The following is a 14674-nucleotide window of genomic DNA, read 5'->3' as shown; positions in this document are numbered from 1 at the left end:
GCCTCAAAATCGGGTCTTCCGCTTCTACAATTTTCGACAGTCACCTAGACCGGAATCTATTATACTAGCGATATCCATTGATACTACGTGCGAGGCGAGGCGATTCGGCTATGAGCATGAACCAACGACCACTTACAGACCAGGCTTCCCACTTGTACGAGGCTGCGCTTGAACAACGATTATTTGGACGCGATGAGGAGCTTCGCCACTTCGAGACGCTCTGTCTAGCAGAAGACAACAAGAAACGTGTCATTAACGTTCATGGAACGGGTGGAGTCGGCAAGACGACTCTCCTTCATGCCTTCCAGAGAATAGCTGCTTCGCATGCCATGCCTTACTTCTTGCTGGACAGCCGCGAATTTCCTGGCGACCCATCCGCCTTCTGTCACTTCTTGTTGCGCCAGCTGCAACACTATTCGAAGATGCCTTATCCTTCAGACTCGACAGATGCGGACGAATTAGCCGATTACTGCTCCGTGGCGATGCACCAGGAAGCAGTAGGCAAACGCGTTATCCTTGCTTTCGATACATTTGAGGTTATCGGCGAGCTTGAGCATTGGCTTCGTGATGTATTTATGAGCCGCATGCCAGAAGGTACACTAATGATTGTTGCAGGTCGTTTCCCGCTCGCCCCAGCTTGGCACGCCTCTCCTGCCTATATCGGCTCTCTCCGCCGAATACCGCTCACTGATTTGGATTACCCTGCAGCGCATGCCTTTCTGCAATATTCCGGCATTCAAGGTGATGACATCATTCTCGACTTATACCATAGAACCAAAGGACACCCCCTTTCGCTAACGCTTCTAGCTTCTACCGCCGAAGCCCCGACGCCAGACGGCGGTCTAACCGATGATGAGCTGTTCGCCCATATCGTCCAAACATGGCTGCGCGAAGTGTCCGATACCCCTATGCTTGAGCTTGTCGAATCTGCCGCTGTCGCTCGCCAATTCAATCAGGAGCTGCTAAGCTACCTGGCCGGCACCCCTGTTTCCACTGAACGGTTCCGCCAATTAGTCGCCTATTCGTTCATCCAACGTACCGATAAAGGCTGGCTGCTGCATGAGCTGTTGCGCGAAGCTATTGTACATGACTTGCGTACACGCATGCCCGAGCGTTATAACCAGCTTTGGAAACGGAGCATCCTGTATTATTCAGAGCGACTCAAGCAATCGGCGAGAAATAAAGCTGTCGCATGGGAGAGCGCCGAGCTGCTGTATTATATTGGCAACCAATTTATTCACTTTCTCTTATATCGCCAGTGGGTCCATTATTCGGTGGAGCCGCTGAGCCTGTTGAACTGGACGGAGGCTGAACACTATATCCAGCTTCGCAGGGAAACCGCGAAGGAGGCGCACATCCATTATGTAGATCCGGACACAGGCGCCAATATGAGTTATTTGCTGACAATCGACGAGAGCATCCAGGTGCTGAACCAAATCCGACTGAGTGAGCTGTTTGAGCTTGACCCCGGCTGTGTGAAGCTGATTCGTAATGGCGAAGGCAAGGTGTACGGGTTACTTGAGATCATCCCCATTCAGGAACAAACCATGCCGTATCTGCTGGACAAACCGCTCTCTTCGTCCTTCTTCAGCCATCTAACAGAGAGCGAGCGCCAAGCCTTGATCGAGAACACCGGGCGCAAATCCGGTTACTTTATTAAGACGCTCGACGTCTTTGATTTCTCTGATATAGCCATGATGCACGCCTCGCTCTCAACCTTGATTAACCACATGCTCTCTACGGGGTATATTGTCGCGGCGCCGATTGGCAATCCAATCTCCAGTGCAATCCTTCTTAGTCTAGGATTGGAGCAGGTAACTGGCGTGACGCACTCTGACTACGACGGGCACACGCCAACGCCTTACTACATCCTGGACACGCGAGGCGCCAAGGTTCATGCCTACTTGGATCGCATGTTCGCCATGTTCGGGCTGCAAAGCGCGGATGAGGACAAATCAGCCGCTATGGAAGCACTGACCCGCCGTGAGCGAGAGGTGGTCGAAGGTGTCGTGAATGGGCGCTCCAATCTAGAGCTCGCTATTGATTTATGTCTTAGCGAAGTCACCGTCAAAAAACATCTCGCGAACATCTTCCGAAAGCTGAACGTGAAGAGCAGAGCGCAGCTTATTCGCAAGGTATCCCGTCCCAACTCGTAACAAACAAATCGGAAACCGTCTCATCGAGAGGCGGTTTTTCTATGTGCGATGTCCCAATAATACTTCTTTCGAATAATAGAACCCGGACTCCAATGGTGTTACATTGAAGTCGATATCAGGATTCGAGGAGGAATTGTCAAGTGAAAAAGTGGGCATTACCGATTGCATTTGTTATGGTGTCGTTATTTATGCTGGCATCCGGGGCGTTCGCAGCTACCAATCTTACATCGATCAAGGCATTGCTGAACGGCGAGCTCAAGCTCGTCAAGGACGGGGTCGTGTGGAAGCCGACCGACGCTAATGGACAGACGGTTCTTCCCATCTCCTATAACGGCACGACCTACCTGCCGGTCCGGGCAATCTCCAATGCATTCAACATCCCGATCCTCTATGACGACAAAACAAAAACAATCCGCCTCGGCGAAGGCGAGAACGTCAACTTCTATTCGACTGCCGTCAAGCCGGAGCGTTCGACATGGACGTTCCTCGACATCGTGGACCAGAAGCAGCTAGTCTTCGGCGGCAAGACGTATAAGGGCGCGTTCGCTATGGATGCAAGCGATACCGAGCGATACGAGCTGCGCATCAACTTCGATCGCAAGTATGCGAAGCTGCACTTAATGGTCGCTGGCGAAGAGAATCTGAAATTCAAGGTTTATAACGATCAAGGTCAGCTTCTATCGCAAGAACTGACGGCTCCGGATGGCACTGTCGCTACCTACGAGATCGATCTGCAAGGCAGCTCAGGCATCATATTCAAGCCTTATGGCGCTGCCATCGCCACAACGCCGCAAGTATTCATCCTGAAGGATTCCTACCTCCAGTAAACGCCCTAAAACGACATAAAACCGGAAGCGCATGCAGCCATGCGTCTTCCGGTTTTTTAGTAGTGTTCTACGTACACCATATCCTCGTCCTTGTCCGTTAAATGTCGTACCCATTGATTCTAAGATGAGCATGAAACATCTCCTGAGAGGACGGGAGATTCTCTTGTGCTGGCCAGGTATCCGCATCCCAGAGTCCAGCATGTTTGAGCGCGCGCGGGCAATGGATAAAACATTCCTCTACTTCCACGACAATTCCGATCGTTGGAGCTTTGCCTCTTAGCGCCAGCTTCTCCAGCACGGGATGATCCCGGATGATATGCGCTTTGCCGTTCACCCGCATCACTTCTTGCATCCCAGGAATGACAAATAATAGTCCGACGTGGGGATTGGACAAAATATTGGATAACGTGTCTGCTCGTTTGTTGCCCGGACGATCCGGGATAATCAGCTGAGATTCGTGAGCGACATATACGAAACCTGGAGCGTCTCCCCTGGGAGATACGTCACACTGCCCCTTTTCGTTAGAGGAAGCAACAAATACCATCGGCGATTGCGCGATGTACCCCCTCGCTTGTTCATCGATTATGGATACACTTTTTAATACGACGGCCTCATGCGGCGTGCCCACCAAATCTCTAAGCTCCTCAAGCGAACCCACCAGATGCTGCGATATGTCCAACTTTTCCATTGTGATCTCCTTTAATAACATTTCCGAACTACTCTTAGCTCTCTTAGCTACCATCGTACCGTAATGGACGGCTTACTTTCAACATTCCGAATAAAAGCCAGCCACTTGGTAATTTTTCTCATTGACAACCAAACTACTAGGATATATATTTAGTGACGTTGATAATCATTATCGTTATCAGTTGAATGCGTTCATTACACAAATTCAAATAAAGGAAGGTCATCTCATGAACACCAAACGCAAGTTCTCCTTATCCACCATTTTCATCGCAGCATTGCTTAGCATCGCGCTAGTCGGCTGCTCCAGCCAGAACTCCAACTCGGAGGCTTCCCCGTCTCCAACAGAAAGCGCGGCTGCAACCGAGGCTCCAGCAACGGAAACACCAGCGTCCGAAGATGCAACTCAGTACCCGGTCACAATTAAACATGCGCTTGGCGAAGCGGTTATTGAAAGCAAACCAGAGCGTGTTGTAACGATTCAATGGGCGAATCATGACGTAGCTCTCGCTCTTGGCGTCGTGCCAGTCGGCTTCTCGGCTGCTAACTACGGCGTAGAAGACGGCAGCGGACTGCTGCCTTGGACTGCTGCTAAGCTCAAGGAGCTTAACGTAACAGAACCAAACATCTTCCAAGATACAGACGGTCTTGATTTCGAAGCGATCTCGGATGCTAATCCGGACGTCATCTTGGCTGCTTACTCCGGTATTACACCAGAGGACTATGAAACGTTGACGAAAATCGCTCCGGTTGTCGCTTACCCAACTGCACCTTGGGCTACAACTTGGCGTGAGCAAGTCCTTCTGACTGCAGAGGGTCTCGGCATGAAGGCTGAAGGCGAGCAATTGGTTAAGGATTCCGAAAATCTTGTTATCGAAGCAGGCAAAAAACACCCGAACATTCAAGGTAAAACCGTTGTATGGGCTAACTTCTCTGCAAAAGATCTGTCCAAGATCAACATCTACACAACAGCTGACCCGCGCGGCGAATTCTTGACTGCACTTGGCATGACATACCCAGAAAGCATCACAAGCCTGATTACAGATCCAACAAGCTACTCGCTGTCACTCAGTGCCGAGAATTCAGAAGCGCTGTATGATGCCGACATTATCGTAAGCTATGGTGATGAAAGCTTGTACGAAGCTGTTAAAGCTGATCCGCTGCTCGGCAAAATCCCTGCTATCCAGCAAGGCTCCGTTGTATTCATCGGTAACGGCACTTCGCTTGCCGCTGCAGGCAACCCGAATCCGTTGTCCATTGCTTACACGATTGATGAGTATCTCGGTCTAATCGGAGGAGCTGCCGACAAGGTCGCACAATAATGAGCTCTACAACGATTCCGAATAACGGCCGGGCAAGCTCGCCAATACCAAAGCACTTTCCTTTGGTATTGGTCCTCTGTATCGTCTTGCTTCTCGCCACCGTGATTGCCTCACTGGTCTTTGGTTCTAGACCAGTGAGGTTTCATGAGTTGATCGACGGATTGTTTCGCCCCGAGGTAGATTCCTACGGAGCCAATGTTGTCCGCAAGCGGATATCGCGAACCATCTTCAGTATCTTCTGCGGCTCGGCACTAGGTGTGTCCGGCGCGCTGATGCAGGCGGTCACGCGCAACCCAATCGCCGATCCCAGCATTCTTGGCGTCAACACCGGCGCTTCCTTGTTCGTGGTATGCGGCATGGCGTTCTTCAACATTAGCACGGCGAATCAATATATTTGGCTAGCTTTAGCCGGTGCTGCGATTACCGCAGTGTTCGTGTTCGGAATCGGCTCGATGGGGCGTGGCGGAGCCACGCCCATTAAGCTTGTTCTGGCTGGAGCAGCGACTACCGCTGCATTATCTTCGCTCGTAACGGCCATCTTGATCCCTCGCTCTTATGTCATGGATCAATTCCGATTCTGGCAAGTTGGCAGTACCGGCTCGGCGACATGGGATGGTATAGGCACGTTTATTCCGTTCCTGGTCGTCGGAATGGCCATTGGTCTACTCACCACCCCTGCGCTGAACGCGCTGGCGCTGGGAGATGAAGTGGCCACAGGGCTTGGTGTGCGCACGGGGACGCTGAGGCTGATCGCTGCGCTCGCAGGCGTGTTATTATGTGGCGCGACGACCGCTTTAGCCGGTCCGATCGGTTTTGTCGGACTTATAGCTACACATATCATACGATTAGTGCTGGGTCCCGATCTCAGGCTCATTATCCCGATGTCGGCTATTGCCGGTGCTATTATTCTGACCGTCTCCGATATAATCGGACGGGTTATCGGTAGTCCGGGCGAGCTTGAAGTCGGTGTCGTGACCGCCTTTATCGGAGCACCTATCCTCATTATTGTCGCTATACGATCGAAGGTGCGTTCCTTATGAGTCAATCATCTATTATGTTTATCATGGAGGGCAGGAGCCATCGACGGCGCCGCTTCCTTATCGTTACCGGTCTTCTCGCATTGCTCGCGCTCGCCCTGTGCTGCGCCATGCTTCTGCTTGGCAACACGATCTATTCGATTCAGGACGTCTTGCGTGCGCTGTCAGGTGAGCAGCTCAAAGGTGTCTCGTTCGCAGTAAACACGATTCGGTTGCCCCGCATGCTGGCTGGACTCTTTGCCGGACTTGCTTTCGGCGTTGCCGGCTATACGTTCCAGACGATGCTGCGCAACCCGCTGGCCAACCCGAACGTGATCGGTATAACTTCGGGATCCAGCGCTGCCGCCGTATTCTGCATCGTCGTCCTGCAAGCGAGCGGAGCTGTTGTATCTGCCGCTTCGGTCGTCGCAGGTCTGGTGACCGTAATCATCATTTATCTGCTGTCCCGCGGCAAGTCGTTCTCCATTGGCCGGCTGATCCTGGTCGGCATCGGCATTCAAGCGATGCTGGACGCCTTTATCTCGTATATGATGCTCGTCAGCGCGGAGCAGGACGTCCCTGCAGCAATGAGATGGCTTGCCGGCAGTCTTAACGGTTCTCAGCTAGATGAGCTGCCGCCGCTAATCATTACTGTCTTGATATTTACCCCTATTATCATCGCGCTCGGCAAACATCTCGACATCCTGGAGCTCGGCGAGCAGATGGCTTCATCGCTTGGCGTTAGCACAGATAGAACCAGAATCTTCTTGATTATCGCCTCCGTCTGTATGATCGCGATTGCTACGGCGACAACAGGCCCTATTGCCTTCGTATCGTTCTTAGCGGGACCGATTGCGAAGCGACTCGTTGGCATTGGCTTCTCAGGTATTATCCCTGCGGGTCTTGTTGGGATTAACTTGGTTCTGGCATCCGATCTAATCGGACAATTCGCTTTCGCTCACAGATTCCCTGTAGGCATCATTACCGGATTGCTAGGAGCGCCGTATCTGATCTTCTTGTTGATCCGTATGAATCGAAAGGGAGAGTTATAATGAAGCCGACACATATCTTTCAGGCCAAAGACATCGTAGCTGGCTACGAGAACAAAACCGTTATCCACGGCGTAGACCTCACCATACCGAGCAATCAGATCAGCGTCATTATCGGATCCAATGGCTGCGGGAAGTCTACCCTGCTCAAGACGCTGGCTCGTCTGATCAAGCCGTCCGCCGGGTCCGTCACGATCGACGGCAAGCCGCTGGCCAAAATCCCGCCGAAGCAGCTTGCTCGAGTGGTCGGCTTGCTGCCGCAATCCCCTATCGTCCCGGAAGGTATTACCGTGGCGGACTTGGTGGGACGCGGACGTTTCCCTCACCAATCCCTGTTCGGCAGCTGGACCAAAAAGGATTACGCGGCCGTCGCCGAAGCGATGGATTTGATGAACATTACCGAATTCGCCAATCGTCATATCGACGAGCTGTCGGGCGGTCAACGGCAGCGCGTCTGGATTGCGATGGCCCTCGCGCAAGAGACAGACATCCTGTTCCTCGATGAGCCGACAACGTTCCTCGATATTACGTATCAGGTCGAAATTCTGGACCTGCTCACGGATCTCAATCGTACACTCGGAACAACGATTGTGATGGTGCTGCACGACATCAACTTGTCGGCGCGCTACGCGGATCATATCTTCGCGCTTCACTCTGGCAAGCTGGTATCCGAAGGGGCTCCATCCGAAGTCATTACGAGCACGCTCGTGAAGGATATCTTCGGGCTGGATTGCACCGTCATCGAAGATCCCGTTGCCGGCTCCCCGCTTGTCGTGCCTCGCGGCAGGCATCATGTGAATGTATAGCGGAATCAAGAAGAAGGCCATCATATGACGTGATGGCCTTCTTCTTGTACAGCTTTCCTTTTGTTCGATCGTTTGACACGATACATAGCTTTGTCCGCACTCATCAATAAGGCGCTAGCTGTCACTCCATCATCCGGGAAGACGCTCATGCCTATACTGAGACCACTCGATATCGGCTGTCCTTTGTATACAGGCGGATCCTCCGCGACACGCCGACGGAGCCGATCGACGATCTTCTTGGCATACTCTGTCGAAGGAGCATGACGAAGGAACAATACAAATTCATCTCCGCCCAACCTTGCCGCCATGCCGTCAAGCGCCGCCGCTTCTCCGATCATCCGGGAGATATGACGCAGTACTTCATCGCCGGCTTCATGACCATATCTGTCATTCGTTTGTTTGAAGTCATCCAGATCGATCAGAATAACCGTCAAATTGAGATTGTCCGGCTCCGCCGTCTCTGCCTCATGCAATGCCTCATGAAAGCTTTCGTAGAAATAACGACGATTGGGCAGACGCGTCAGCGGATCGTGATAGGCGAGGAATCGAATCGCCTCTTGGCTTTCCTTTTGCTCGGTGACATCTCTGACAATGACGATCATGTGGGACTCATTGTCCACGAATACAAAGCCGCCGTCAATAAGGACATCCAGCTTCGTACGTCCGATACGAATCGCCATTTCATAGGATTTGAAATCCTTTTTAAGCTCAAGTTTGTGACGCAGCCCTTCATCGGAGAGGGAGTAGAACGACGTTAGCTTCAGATCGATGCCCTCGAATAGCTGTCTTGCACTGGGATTAAATTCTTTGATTCTGCCATTAGGCTCCACCAGCAATATAGCAGCGGGATTGAGATGAAACAGCTTTTCGTAACGTTTGTGCTTGAAATTCAAGAAGTCGAACCTCAACATAGCCAGTCTCAGAACGAAACACCAGATAACTCCGCCATAAATATACGAATAAGGCGGCAGCACGCCGCTGTATTGGAAGTATCCGAATGCAACATGCCAGCATGTACATAAGACAACGCCAAAGACTAGCAAGCGGAAAATATCCTTGTGCTCCTTGGATTGCGCCTTTCTCTTGCCGATATACAAGACGACCAGATACAGGCAGCTGATTAGAATGCTGATGGTAAGCGCTGCGTAGTATGGCGCATTATACACAGGGTACTTCCATATGCCGTCTTGCGTGAATGCGCTGGATGAAATCACCTTATGGCTGCTGAGCAGGTTGACGATAATAACGGATAACGGCAAATAGAAGATACCCGGGTACAGATAACGCGGCATGAGCTTGTCTACTCCGGAGAATTTCGCAAGGAAATGGAAGCCAAGCCCTGGCATGATAATGCCGACATTAGAGAACCACAAGGCGACAAGCGCCGGACTATAGGATATCGGGAGCAAATGACGGACAAATTCTTCAGTGAATAACAGAATATATACAACTGCCGTCAGAAAGAGCAGCTTATGCTCGACCTTCTTGGCATTACGAACTAGAACATCGGTAGCCGTGTACACAAAAAATAGAATAGGAAGCAAATAGGCAATGAATAGGTATATAACATCTGCTTCACGCATGCTGATCACATCTCTTCCCGATCTGTGTATGATATTGGCCTGTTACAGCTGTCGCGGTATTTCGACATAACCCCTTACCATTCTCATTATAAGGCAAGAACTTATCAGCGTGTATTTTAAAATATCGATATCATCTCATGATTGTCGCTAAAACTTGGTATAATGAATGAATATGAACGTTGAGAAAAAGAAGAGGTTGAGTATGAGCGAACAAACATTTTCGGATTACCCATTAAGCGAAGAGATTAGAAGAGCCTTGGACGGGTTAGGCTACACATCACCGACAGAGGTTCAGATAGAAGTTATTCCAATTGCCCTTCAGAACAAGGATTTGGTCGTCAAATCACAAACAGGCAGCGGCAAGACGGCTGCGTATGGCATCCCGTTATGCGAGCTAGTGGACTGGAATGAAAATAAGCCGCAGGTATTAATCCTTACGCCAACCCGCGAGCTTGCCGTACAGGTTAATGAAGACATTACGAACATCGGCCGATTCAAACGCATCAAATCGACACCGCTCTTCGGCAAACATCCTTACCATATTCAGAAGGCTGAGCTCAGGCAAAGAACACATGTCGTGGTCGGGACACCAGGACGCGTGCTGGATCATATCGAACGCGGCTCGTTATCGCTGAACCGATTGGCCTATCTAGTCATTGACGAAGCAGACGAGATGCTGAATATGGGTTTCCTTGAACAAGTTCAATCCATTATTCAAGCACTACCCAAGGACAGAGTCACGATGCTCTTCTCTGCCACCTTCCCGGAGGATGTGGCCAAGCTGTCACGTCAATATATGAAGGAACCTGCCATTATTGAGATCAAAGCGAGCGGTTTGACCACGGCTTCAATCGAACATTCGCTTATTTCAGTAGCGGAAGGGGACAAGCTTTCACTCCTTCGCGACTTGCTCATCGTCGAAAGCCCTGACAGCTGCATTATTTTTTGCCGGACGCAGGAGCATGTAGATCAGCTATTCAGAGAGATGGCCCATCTGGATTATCCTTGTGATCGTATCCATGGCGGCATGGAGCAGTACGAGCGTTTCGAGGTTATGAATGCGTTCCGCAGAGGACAATTTCGTTATTTGATCGCTACCGATGTGGCTGCAAGAGGCATCGATATTACGAACATTACCCACGTCATTAATTACGACATCCCGCTAGACAAGGAAGCCTACGTTCACCGCACGGGACGTACGGGGAGAGCAGGCAAGTCAGGCAGAGCCATCACCTTCGTCACTCCCAAGGATACTCGAAGATTGGCGGAGATCGAAGCGTACATCGGGTTTGCGATCACGAGGATGAAGTCCCCTTCGCAAGACGCCGTTGATCTCCGCAGAGCCGGTTTCGAGCAGAAGCTCCAGGTTGAGCCCGCCCGGAAACAGGACAAGCGCGAGCAATTGAACAACCAGATTATGAAGCTCAACTTTAACGCCGGCAAAAAGAAAAAAATAAGAGCTGTCGACTTCGTCGGCACAATCGCGAAGCTGGACGGCGTGACGGCAGACGATATCGGGATTATTACCATACTCGATCACGTAAGCGATGTCGAAATTTTGAATGGCAAAGGACAACATGTGCTGGAGCTCATGCGAGACACGACCGTCAAGGGCAAGCTCCTGAAGGTGCGCCGCGGGAAGAAATAAATACGATTGAATAAGAGGGTATCCGCCATGTGCGGGTACCCTCTCGTTATTCTTTAAACTTTTTTTACACTTTGTTAGCCAAATTCTTTTCGACTGTTGTTTATGCTATACCTATGAACATCGAAAGGATGAGGATCAATGTCAGAAACGATTCTGAAAGCTACCAACGTATCGAAAATATACGGCAAACATAAAGCGCTGAGCAAAGTGTCACTCGAAATGAAACGCGGGATGATCTATGGACTCATCGGTGAGAACGGTGCAGGCAAATCTACCTTCATGCGTGTTGTGATGGGACTCATCTCGACAGACGAGGGCGAGATCGAGTTATTCGGTCAAACAGGTTCGAAGGGTCTGCAGCAGGCTCGGCGCAAAATGGGACAATCCATCGAGATGCCCGCCCTGTATCCGGATCTGACCGCACGAGGAAATCTGCGCGTACAAGCCGCTAATGGCGGCGTAAGCGAGCATGAGATTGATAGCTTGCTGCGTATGATGAACCTGGAGTATACGGGTAGAAAAAAAGCAAAAAACTTCTCGCTCGGCATGCGCCAACGTCTTGCCATTGCGTCAGCGCTTATAACCAACCCCGAATTCCTGATCTTGGATGAACCGACCAACGGGCTGGACCCATCAGGAATCGTAGAGATGCGTGAAATTATACAACGCTTGGTGACGGAACGTGGCATTACGGTGCTGCTGTCCAGCCATTTGCTGGATGAGCTCTCGCAAATCGCTACCCATTACGGCATCCTGCATGATGGCAAGCTAATCAGCGAGTTTTCACGGGAGGAGCTTGCAGTGAAGTCTCGCCAATACATTGAATTAGAAACGAATGAGGTGCAAGCGGCTATTATTGCCCTCCATAATATGGACATCCGTAACTTTGAAGTCGTAGCCGGAAACGCCATTCATATCTATGAACGCCTGCATGACGTCGCAGACATTAATCGTGCTCTTGTACTTGCGAACGTCGGCGTGATCCGAATCGGTGCGACCAGACAGAAGCTCGAGGACTATTTCTTACAATTAACAGGAGGAGGAAACCATCATGCTTAATCTGTTGGCCGCCGAGAACATCAAGCTGCTTCGCAGCAAAAAACTTTGGATCGTGCTGGCCGTGTGCTTCCTGCTTCCGGTGTTGCAAGCCGTAGAAGCACGTTACGATTATAATGGGGAAGTGCTGGTCCAGAAGCTCGAAACCGTCGTCAACGGAGCGAGCGGCGTGCTTATGATGGAGAAAAACGGGGTGACGGTCCTGCTTGTGATCAGCGCTTTTATCAGCTTCTTCATTGGGGAAGAATTTCAGAATGGGACCATTCGCAACGCGTTGTCGTTAGGCCGCGGCCGTACTCAATATTATTTGTCCAAGTTTGTCGTAGCCTCGATCATTTCGTTTATCGGCGTTCTCTTATTGACGGCATCGGGCATGATCGGCTATTCCTTCGCGTTCGGTTTCGGAGATATCGCGGAAATCAGCCATTATGCGAGCTACGCGTTCCAGGCGTTTATCACGCTGTTCCTGCTGATCTGGGCTAGCGTGTCGATTTTCGTTATGGTGGGCTTCCTGACCCAAAATAGCGGCATCTCGCTCATATGGAACTTCCTGATTACCATTGGGACCGGCTTCGGCGCCCCGATTTTCCTCCAAACCGAACATTTTAAACAGGTTACCTTTTGGTTTACGCAGTCCTTCCTGTTTTATTCGGACTTCGCAAGTCCAGCCGATATCGCCAGATTCTCCGAGATGATTGTTGTCAGCCTGATCACGATCTTGGTATCATCAATTGTTGGCATTCTTCTGTTCACACGGACAGACATAAAGTAGGTCGATCAAATTGGCTACCATTATGATAATCGAAGACGACAATGCCATCCATTCGCTTATGAAAGAAGCCTTGGAGATACATGGCTTCCAAACGGTGAGCGCCTATTCCGGCACAGAAGGGAAGCTGCTCCTGCAGCAAGAGCAAGTGGATCTCATTCTGCTGGATTTGATGCTGCCGGGGATGGACGGGGAGCTGTTGCTTCGTGATATGCGACTTGGCTCCTCCCTCCCCGTCATCGTCATCTCAGCTAAGACCGATCAATTAACGAAGCTGGCGCTATTGACGAACGGTGCAGATGACTATCTAACCAAGCCGTTTGATGTACAGGAGTTGCTTGCTCGCGTCCGGATTCAATTGCGTCATGCGTCCAGCAGCACTGCTGATTCTGGGCGAGATACTACTTACAAGAGCATCCGCATGAACGCCGATACGAGAGAAGTCTATATTCATGATCGCGAGGTCCACCTCACTGGACGAGAATATGCGATCTTGGAGTTGTTCCTAGACAACCCGCAGAAGGTATTCAGCCGGGCTAATATATATGAAAGTGTCTGGAATGAACCGTATTGGGATGGAGATAAGACCGTCAACATGCATATCAGCAACTTGCGCAACAAAATAAACAACGAGGGCGAAAGCTACATCAAGACGGTGTGGGGCATCGGCTTTAAATTTGATTAAAGAAAAGGGGCGTGATTGCGATGTGGGGATGGCTGCTGCTTCTCCCGGCATTGGCGCTGCTTCTTTATCTCTTCTTCCTAAAGCGAGAGCTTAGACGACTGAAGGGGCGCATCAAGGAGCTTCCAGCTAGAGCCCGTTATGGCAGCAGGCTGTATATCGATTTTCGCGAGAGGAACCTTATGGGGCTGGTCGACGAATTGAACCAAATGATCGATGCATTCGAGCGCAATCATGTGTTAGCCAGGCAAATGGAGGAGAACGTGCAGTTGTCCATCGCCGGATTATCGCATGATTTGCGCACCCCGCTTACATCCATCCGCGGTTACTTACAGCTCTTACAAACAACTCACGACGAAACGAAGAAGGCGCAGTACATTGCGGTCATTGACCTTTCCGTACGACGGTTACTGGAATTGACGGATCGTTTCTACGATCTGGCGCGCATCGAAACCAATCAGAAGGAACTATCCCTTACTATGATATCGCTCTCCAGCTTGGTGGAGGAAACCTTCTTGTCCTTCTACGAGCAGTTGGAGGAGAGAAGCATTGCGCTCCAGTTCCCCGAGCATGCCGAAGAAACGAACGTAATCGCCGATCCGTTATTACTGGTTCGTGTCCTCCAGAACATCGTTCAGAACATATTGCGATATGGCGGCACCCAAGCGGTCATTGAATATGAGAGGATCGGTAACGAGCTGCTGTTCCGTGTATCCAACGACTTGCGGCCGGATAACAACATCAATATCGATAAAGTGTTCCAGCGATTCTATACCGAGGTAACAAGCCGCACGAACACTGAAGCTGGCGGGCTTGGACTTTATCTGTCCAAGAAGCTCATTGAGAAGCTGGATGGGAGGATGAATGCAAGACTGCAGGATCGTTGGTTTATCCTGGAGATCCATCTTCCCGTTCGTCAATCGGGGGTGTAGCTGACAAGTGGAACGATATTCCACACCAGTCCCCCTCCAGGCAATGAAAGGTCGAGCGGTGTTAGATTGAGCAGAAATACGGCTATCTTGATGAGCCCGGAATTGAAAAGAACGTAATCGTTGCGGAAGCCTCGCAACCGGGGG

The 14674-nt window shown here is 50.7% G+C and carries 13 protein-coding genes; 11 read left to right on the top strand and 2 right to left on the bottom strand.

What is annotated here, in order from left to right; genetic code table 11:
* The first annotated feature begins 110 nt into the window (after window positions 1-110).
* Both ACX1C1_RS07635 and ACX1C1_RS07630 read left to right on the top strand, forming a co-directional pair.
* Entirely contained in the window at window positions 111-2156 is a 2046-nt protein-coding gene (locus ACX1C1_RS07635) for a LuxR C-terminal-related transcriptional regulator (RefSeq protein WP_458956507.1), read from the top strand.
* 140 nt (window positions 2157-2296) lie between these two features.
* Window positions 2297-2983 (top strand): hypothetical protein, encoded by a 687-nt coding sequence (locus ACX1C1_RS07630; RefSeq protein ID WP_458956506.1) that lies wholly within the window; start codon window positions 2297-2299, stop codon window positions 2981-2983.
* 97 nt (window positions 2984-3080) lie between these two features.
* Here the strand turns inward: ACX1C1_RS07630 and ACX1C1_RS07625 are convergent, their stop codons facing one another.
* A complete protein-coding gene (locus tag ACX1C1_RS07625) occupies window positions 3081-3671 on the bottom strand; it encodes an MSMEG_1061 family FMN-dependent PPOX-type flavoprotein (RefSeq protein ID WP_458956505.1) in 591 nt (196 codons plus the stop codon).
* 226 nt (window positions 3672-3897) lie between these two features.
* Here ACX1C1_RS07625 and ACX1C1_RS07620 point away from each other — a divergent pair, with 226 nt between their 5' ends.
* Genes ACX1C1_RS07620 through ACX1C1_RS07605 form a run of 4 tightly spaced genes read left to right on the top strand, consistent with a single transcriptional unit; the run spans window position 3898 to window position 7860 of the window.
* Window positions 3898-4989, top strand: a complete 1092-nt coding sequence (locus tag ACX1C1_RS07620) for an iron-siderophore ABC transporter substrate-binding protein (RefSeq protein WP_458956504.1) — start codon at window positions 3898-3900, stop codon at window positions 4987-4989.
* The gene (locus ACX1C1_RS07615; RefSeq protein WP_458956503.1) at window positions 4989-6029 is read left to right on the top strand and encodes a FecCD family ABC transporter permease; all 1041 of its coding nucleotides are present in this window, start codon (window positions 4989-4991) and stop codon (window positions 6027-6029) included. Before ACX1C1_RS07620 ends, ACX1C1_RS07615 begins: the two co-directional genes overlap by 1 nt.
* Window positions 6026-7057, top strand: coding sequence for a FecCD family ABC transporter permease (locus tag ACX1C1_RS07610; RefSeq protein WP_458956502.1), 1032 nt, complete (start codon window positions 6026-6028; stop codon window positions 7055-7057). The genes ACX1C1_RS07615 and ACX1C1_RS07610 overlap by 4 nt, the downstream gene beginning before the upstream one ends.
* Entirely contained in the window at window positions 7057-7860 is an 804-nt protein-coding gene (locus tag ACX1C1_RS07605) for an ABC transporter ATP-binding protein (protein WP_458956501.1), read from the top strand. The genes ACX1C1_RS07610 and ACX1C1_RS07605 overlap by 1 nt, the downstream gene beginning before the upstream one ends.
* Before the next feature lie 20 nt (window positions 7861-7880).
* Here the strand turns inward: ACX1C1_RS07605 and ACX1C1_RS07600 are convergent, their stop codons facing one another.
* A complete protein-coding gene (locus ACX1C1_RS07600; RefSeq protein ID WP_458956500.1) occupies window positions 7881-9443 on the bottom strand; it encodes a GGDEF domain-containing protein in 1563 nt (520 codons plus the stop codon).
* A gap of 202 nt (window positions 9444-9645) precedes the next feature.
* On the opposite strand from ACX1C1_RS07600, the gene ACX1C1_RS07595 reads away from it, so the two are divergent.
* The 5 genes from ACX1C1_RS07595 to ACX1C1_RS07575 all read left to right on the top strand — a co-directional run bounded on the left by ACX1C1_RS07595 (window position 9646) and on the right by ACX1C1_RS07575 (window position 14530).
* Window positions 9646-11091 (top strand): DEAD/DEAH box helicase, encoded by a 1446-nt coding sequence (locus ACX1C1_RS07595; RefSeq protein ID WP_458956499.1) that lies wholly within the window; start codon window positions 9646-9648, stop codon window positions 11089-11091.
* A gap of 138 nt (window positions 11092-11229) precedes the next feature.
* The gene (locus ACX1C1_RS07590; RefSeq protein WP_458956498.1) at window positions 11230-12150 is read left to right on the top strand and encodes an ATP-binding cassette domain-containing protein; all 921 of its coding nucleotides are present in this window, start codon (window positions 11230-11232) and stop codon (window positions 12148-12150) included.
* Window positions 12143-12919, top strand: a complete 777-nt coding sequence (locus ACX1C1_RS07585) for an ABC transporter permease (RefSeq protein ID WP_458956497.1) — start codon at window positions 12143-12145, stop codon at window positions 12917-12919. The genes ACX1C1_RS07590 and ACX1C1_RS07585 overlap by 8 nt, the downstream gene beginning before the upstream one ends.
* Before the next feature lie 10 nt (window positions 12920-12929).
* Window positions 12930-13601: a response regulator transcription factor gene (locus ACX1C1_RS07580; protein WP_458956496.1), complete on the top strand. Its 672-nt coding sequence runs from the start codon at window positions 12930-12932 to the stop codon at window positions 13599-13601.
* Window positions 13602-13621: 20 nt separating this feature from the next.
* A complete protein-coding gene (locus tag ACX1C1_RS07575) occupies window positions 13622-14530 on the top strand; it encodes a sensor histidine kinase (RefSeq protein ID WP_458956495.1) in 909 nt (302 codons plus the stop codon).
* The last annotated feature ends 144 nt before the right edge of the window (window positions 14531-14674 follow it).

The organism is Paenibacillus sp. strain BS8-2 (assembly GCF_054483835.1).
This window is presented reverse-complemented; position numbering and strand designations above follow the sequence as displayed.

What these genes read in the sequence shown, in the direction of transcription:
- ACX1C1_RS07635 (WP_458956507.1), top strand. Translation starts at nt 111, where the DNA reads ATGAGCATGAACCAACGACCACTTACAGACCAGGCTTCCCACTTGTAC.
- ACX1C1_RS07625 (WP_458956505.1), bottom strand. Translation starts at nt 3,671, where the DNA reads ATGGAAAAGTTGGACATATCGCAGCATCTGGTGGGTTCGCTTGAGGAG.
- ACX1C1_RS07620 (WP_458956504.1), top strand. Translation starts at nt 3,898, where the DNA reads ATGAACACCAAACGCAAGTTCTCCTTATCCACCATTTTCATCGCAGCA.
- ACX1C1_RS07615 (WP_458956503.1), top strand. Translation starts at nt 4,989, where the DNA reads ATGAGCTCTACAACGATTCCGAATAACGGCCGGGCAAGCTCGCCAATA.
- ACX1C1_RS07610 (WP_458956502.1), top strand. Translation starts at nt 6,026, where the DNA reads ATGAGTCAATCATCTATTATGTTTATCATGGAGGGCAGGAGCCATCGA.
- ACX1C1_RS07605 (WP_458956501.1), top strand. Translation starts at nt 7,057, where the DNA reads ATGAAGCCGACACATATCTTTCAGGCCAAAGACATCGTAGCTGGCTAC.
- ACX1C1_RS07600 (WP_458956500.1), bottom strand. Translation starts at nt 9,443, where the DNA reads ATGCGTGAAGCAGATGTTATATACCTATTCATTGCCTATTTGCTTCCT.
- ACX1C1_RS07595 (WP_458956499.1), top strand. Translation starts at nt 9,646, where the DNA reads ATGAGCGAACAAACATTTTCGGATTACCCATTAAGCGAAGAGATTAGA.
- ACX1C1_RS07590 (WP_458956498.1), top strand. Translation starts at nt 11,230, where the DNA reads ATGTCAGAAACGATTCTGAAAGCTACCAACGTATCGAAAATATACGGC.
- ACX1C1_RS07585 (WP_458956497.1), top strand. Translation starts at nt 12,143, where the DNA reads ATGCTTAATCTGTTGGCCGCCGAGAACATCAAGCTGCTTCGCAGCAAA.
- ACX1C1_RS07575 (WP_458956495.1), top strand. Translation starts at nt 13,622, where the DNA reads ATGTGGGGATGGCTGCTGCTTCTCCCGGCATTGGCGCTGCTTCTTTAT.